This window comes from Streptomyces sp. NPDC005070 (assembly GCF_053600395.1).
Genome location: NZ_JBSFZS010000265.1, coordinates 1 through 5,224 on the forward strand (window position 1 = coordinate 1; position 5,224 = coordinate 5,224).

Annotated in this window: 4 protein-coding genes and 1 pseudogene; 3 read left to right on the forward strand and 2 right to left on the reverse strand. The window is 73.8% G+C overall.

Features of this window, described 5'->3' with window-relative positions; translation table 11 throughout:
- On the reverse strand, positions 1-870 hold an 870-nt coding region (locus ACWEBX_RS37225; protein ID WP_451889164.1), incomplete at its 3' end, for a serine hydrolase domain-containing protein.
- 437 nt (positions 871-1,307) lie between these two features.
- Positions 1,308-2,066, reverse strand: a complete 759-nt coding sequence (locus ACWEBX_RS37230) for a thioesterase II family protein (protein ID WP_451889165.1) — start codon at positions 2,064-2,066, stop codon at positions 1,308-1,310.
- Positions 2,067-2,490: 424 nt separating this feature from the next.
- Between ACWEBX_RS37230 and ACWEBX_RS37235 the strand changes: the two genes are divergently transcribed.
- The 3 genes and pseudogenes from ACWEBX_RS37235 to ACWEBX_RS37245 all read left to right on the forward strand — a co-directional run.
- Positions 2,491-2,706 (forward strand): MbtH family protein, encoded by a 216-nt coding sequence (locus ACWEBX_RS37235; RefSeq protein ID WP_328443621.1) that lies wholly within the window; start codon positions 2,491-2,493, stop codon positions 2,704-2,706.
- Positions 2,707-2,847: 141 nt separating this feature from the next.
- Positions 2,848-3,609: an LmbU family transcriptional regulator gene (locus ACWEBX_RS37240; RefSeq protein ID WP_451889166.1), complete on the forward strand. Its 762-nt coding sequence runs from the start codon at positions 2,848-2,850 to the stop codon at positions 3,607-3,609.
- Positions 3,610-3,793: 184 nt separating this feature from the next.
- Positions 3,794-5,071: pseudogene (locus ACWEBX_RS37245) on the forward strand (AMP-binding protein); the annotation flags it as partial.
- Between the last annotated feature and the right edge of the window lie 153 nt (positions 5,072-5,224).

The following is a 5,224-nucleotide window of genomic DNA, read 5'->3' on the forward strand; positions in this document are numbered from 1 at the left end:
GCCGCCCTCGCCGTCCCCGGAACGGGACTGGCCACGGCCCTCGCCCTGGCCGGCGACAACCATGGCGGCTGGGCCGGCGGCGGCCGCGCCGGGGGACAGCTTGGAGTAGCCGCGGCTGCTCGGCCGGGGCAGCTCACTGCTCGTGCCGGGGTTGGACGTCGACTTCAGCTCCAGGGGATTGATGATGCGCCGGCGCACCTCGTCCTCGTACGGCCTGCCCGCCACCTTCTGGACGATCAACGCCGCCAGCAGGTCGTTGGTGTGGGAGAACGCGTGCCGGGCGCCGGGCTGGAACAACGGCGCGTGGGAGAAGGCCACCTGCAGGCGCTGCTGGGCCGTCAGGGTGTCGTAGCGGTGCGCCAGGAAGCTGTCGCCCATGGTGTACGTCTGGTAATACGACACGTCGGCGAGGTAGTCGAACAGGCCGCTGGTGTGGTTCAGCAACTGACGGACGGTGATCGCACCGCCGTCGTTGCCGTTGCCGCCGACCACACCGGGCAGATAGCGCTCCACCGGGTCGTCGAGGCTGAGCTTCCTCTCCGCCTCCATCTGGAGCAGGACCGTCGCCACGAACGTGTCGGTGATGCTGCCGGTGCGGAAGCGGTCGCTCTTGCCGCGCGGCGCGCCCGTCGCCCGGTTGCCGACGCCCACCGCGCTCTTCCAGACGCCGGCGGCGTCCCGCGCCTCGGCGCTCACGCCGGGGACACCGGCCGCGACGGCCGCCTCGATCGCCGCCTGCGTGTTCTGGTGGCCGGCCGCCCCCGCGGCCGTGTCACCCGATGCCAGGGCGGGACCCGTGAGGACGGTGGCCGTCAGCGCCACCGCCGCCAGACCGACCACGCCGGCTCTTGGCCTGTTCCGCATCGTCATCGTCTCTTCCCCGTCTCTTCGTCGTGTCCGCACGTTGGCTGGATCCGTACAGGTGCGGTTCGTGGCGGCACCGTAGGTCACCTGGCTCGCGGCCAGCTCGTGCGGCAACGCCGCGGCCGAAAAGGCGCAGGTACGGTGCCCTCCCGGCGTTCGCCGCCCCGCCCGCGAGAGGCCGGAATTGGTCGTTCTACCGGCGGGGGAGGGGAGTCGGGATGTGCGCCGGGTGTGGCCCGTCGTCGCGGTGGCGGTCACCGGCGCCCTGTCCGGTCGCGGGCCGCACGCCGTCCGCACGGGCGCACCCGCACGGGGGCAACGCGGGCGCACGCGGACGGGGGGCAGTGCGGGCGCACGCGGACGGGGCAGCGCGGGTGTGTGCGGGACGGGGCAGCGCGGGCGCACGCGGCAGAGGGCCGGTGCGGGTGTGTGCGGACGGGGGGTCAGCGCGGGGGAGAGGGAAGGGACCGGGCCCGGGCCGCGTCCAGCGCCGCGGTCGCGTCCCGTGCCATCTGCCGCAGCAGGGGAGCGGGATCGTCCTGGAAATAGAAGTGACCGCCCTCGAAGACCCGCAGGCCCAGGAAGCGCTCGGCGTGCCCGGCCCAGCCGGCCATCCGCCGCGGTGAGGCGGAGCGGTCCTCGGCGCCCGCGTAGGCGGACAGCGCCACGGGCAGGGGAGGGGCGCCGGGAGCGGGGCGCCAGTTGTCCACCAGACGCAGGTCGGCCCGGATGACCGGGTCGAACAGGGCCCACAGGCCGGGGTCGTCGAAGACGGCGCCGGGGGTGCCGCCGAGCAGCTTCAGCCGCGTGCGCAGCTCGGCGTCGTCCAGCTCGTGCAACCCGGCCCGCTGCCCCGCCGGTTGAGGCGCGGGGCGTGCGGAGACACCGACCCACACCGGCGGGGGCAGGCCCCGATCCACGGCCCGCCGGGTGATCTCGTACGCCACGAGGGCGCCCATGCTGTGCCCGAACAGGGCGTAGGGGACCCCCGGTTCCGGCGCGATGCCGCGCAGCAGGAAGTCGGCCAGCCGGCCGGCGTCGTCGATCTGCGGCACATCGAGAAGGAGTCCGTGGCCCGGGGCGTCGAGCGGCCGTACGTCCCAGGTGTCCGGCAGCCCGGCCGCCCAGTGGCGGTAGAGCACATGCGAGCCGCCCGCGTGGTGCAGGACGAACAGGCGCAGGGCGCATCGGGTGCTGTCCATCGCTCCCCCCCGGATCGGGCCGCACGACTAACGCGGCCGGGCCGGAAGGACGCGGCACCGCGGGGACTCCGCCGCTGGTCAGGCGGCCCTCGAGCGGGACTCAGGTGTGCCCGGCGGTCCGCGGGCGCGGCATCGTGGCACAGGAAACCGGCCCGGTACAGGGGATCACCGCGGTGCGTAGGTGCGGGCGCACGCCGGGGGGCCGGCGGGGCCGCCGACCTTGTAGCGCCGACGGCGCGCTCCCTACGGTTTCGAGGCATCGCCGGGGCCGCCACCGGCGCCGGCTGTCCTGTCGACCGGACAGCGCGGGTGTCCCGTCGACCGGACGGACACCGGCCGGCGGACCCGCGCCCGGTGCCCCGCGCACCCGGCCGGGCGAATGCGCGAATCCCGAGTCCCCCTGACCGACAAGGACGGTGCCCAGTTGAGCACGAACCCCTTCGATGACGCGGACGGCCGCTTCTACGTGGTCGTCAACGACGAGGAGCAGCACTCCCTGTGGCCGGTGTTCGCCGAGGTGCCCGCGGGCTGGCGTGTGGTCTTCGGTGAGGCGGCCAAGGCCGAGTGCCTGGAGTACGTCGAGCAGAACTGGACCGACCTGCGGCCCAAGAGCCTGCAGGAGGCCATGGCGGCGGACTGAACGCCGCCCCTCCCGCGGACCCGACCGGGACGACGCCGTCGTCCACCCCGGCCGGTCCGCGCCCAGGAAGACACTTCGAGTGGGGAGTTGAAGGCTGTGACGGGGGCTGTGAGAACCGCGGGCAGGCCCGGACCGGGGCCCGTGGACGCCGGCCGTGCGCCGGCGCAGGGCGACGTGGTCCTGTCCTTCGTGGGATCGCAGGCCACGGTGCAGAAGTCGGGGATGGTCCTGCCTCCCAACCTGCCGGAGCGGTCCTGGGAGCGGATCGGCGCCAACCTGCGCGAGCTGGTGAACTCCTCCGCGTGGTGGCTCGCCGACTGGCTGCTCTACGGTGAGGCCACCTACGGGTGGCGGCGCTACAAGGAGGCGATCGAGCGCACCGGGCTCGACTACCAGACCCTGCGCAACTACGCGTGGGTGGCCCGCCGCTTCGAGCACCACCGCAGGCGCGACAGCCTCAGCTTCGCCCACCACGCCGAGGTCACCCGCCTCTCGCCGCCGGAGCAGGACTACTGGCTGCGCCGGGCCGAACAGCAGAAGTGGTCGCGCAACGAACTGCGCAGGGCGGTCCGCGCCGGCCTGGCCGCGCAGAGCGACGAGACCGGCACCTGCCCGGACACCGGCACCGCGAAGCGGGAAGCGCACCTGCCAAGGCCGGCCGAGCCCGCCGTCACCGAACGGCGGCAGGCCGCCACCGGGCAGCGGCGGCAGGTCACCACGCTCACCATCGAGCTGTCCGCCGACCAGTTGGAGCACTACTCCCGGGCGGCCGCCGAGCACGGCCTGCCCGTCGGCCAGTGGGTCACCCGGATGCTCGACACCACCGACCGGCACACCACCGACCCGCACACCGCCGACCGCCCCACCCCGGGCCGGCCCGCCACCGGCCGGCGCACCGCCTGAACCGGCAGCGCCCACCACCGGCACCGCACCACCCACGGCGCACCACCCGCACTGCACCACCCGCACTGCACCCCCGCACCGCACCGCCCACGGCGCACCACCCACCGGCGCACCGCCCGGACGCGTACCGCGTGGTGGGCCGGCGGCCCGTCCCACCGGACACCCCTCATATCGGAGTCAGTTGATGATCCTTCAGGGAAAGCGGGTCGCCCTGCCCTCGGCGCCCGTCGTCCACCAGCAGTTCGAGGCACACGCGCAGGCCACCCCCGACGCCGTCGCCGTCGTCCGGGCCGGCCGGCAGGTCACGTACGCCGAACTCGACGCGAGGGCCAACCGGTTCGCGCACTTCCTCGCCGCGCGCGGACACGGCCGGGGCGCGAAGGTGGGCCTCTGCCTCGACTACTCCATCGACCTGCTCGTCGCCCTCCTCGGCACCCTGAAGGCGGGCGCGGCCTACGTGCCCTTCGACCCGGCCTACCCGGCCGCCAGGCTCCAGCTCCTGCTGGGCCAGGTCCCCGATCTCGCCCTGATCGTGGCCTCCCCGGCCACGGCCGCCATGGTCGAGACGGCGGCCGTCGACGTCGTCGACCTCGACGAACTCGGCGAGCACCTGGCGACCCTGCCGGCCACCTCGCCCGGCATCCCCGTCACCGGCGACGACCTCTGCTACGCCGTCTTCACCTCCGGCTCGACCGGCACACCGAAACTGACCGCGGTGCGCCACGAGGGCTGGTTCAACCTGATGAACTGGCTCAGGCTCGAATACGGCCTGCACAGCGGCTCGAACAACCTCGTCGTCAGCGCCTTCGGCTTCGACCTCTCCCAACGCGCCCTGATGACACCGCTGTTCTGCGGCGCCACCCAACACCTGCTGGCCAGCCGCAACTTCGACGCCATGCTCGCCTACCGCACCCTGCGCGAGCACGACATCCGCGTCGTGCACTGCGCCTCCAGCACCCTGTACGTGCTGATCGACTGGGAGAAGGCGCGCGGCGGCGACGCCCTCACCCGCCTGGACTACGTGCTCTTCGGCGGGGAGGCGCTCAAGCCCGAGCGGCTCACCGACTGGATGCGCCGCGAGGGCAACACCTGCACCCTGCTGCACCAGTACGGCGTGGCCGAGTGCACCGACGTGGCCACGTCCTTCGACCTCGCCGGATACCGGGCCGGCGAGCACGACATCGCCCCGGTCGGCCGGCCGGCGTACAACACCGACATCCACCTCCTCGACGAGCAACTGCGCGGTGTCGGGGCGGGACAGGACGGCGAGATCTGCATCGCCGGGGCCGGTGTCGGCGCCGGCTACCTGGGCGCCTCCGGCCCCGAGAACGCCAAGTTCACGACCGTCGAGGTCGACGGCACACCGGTCAGGCTCTACCGCACCGGCGACCGGGGCCGGGTGACCGGGGCCGGTGACCTCGTCGTCGCCGGGCGGATGGACGCCCAGGTGAAGGTGCGCGGCATGCGCATCGACCCCACCGACATCGAGCGCGCGCTCGGCAGGCTGGCCGAGGTGCGGGACCAGGAACACGGCCGCGACGACCACGAGCATGCCGATCGCGGCCAGCGCCATCGGCACGCTGTACCAGAGCAGCAGGCCCAGGTTCATCGCGCC

Coding starts and splice junctions, on each gene's coding strand:
- ACWEBX_RS37230 (WP_451889165.1), bottom strand. CDS start 2,066: ATGGACAGCACCCGATGCGCCCTGCGCCTGTTCGTCCTGCACCACGCG.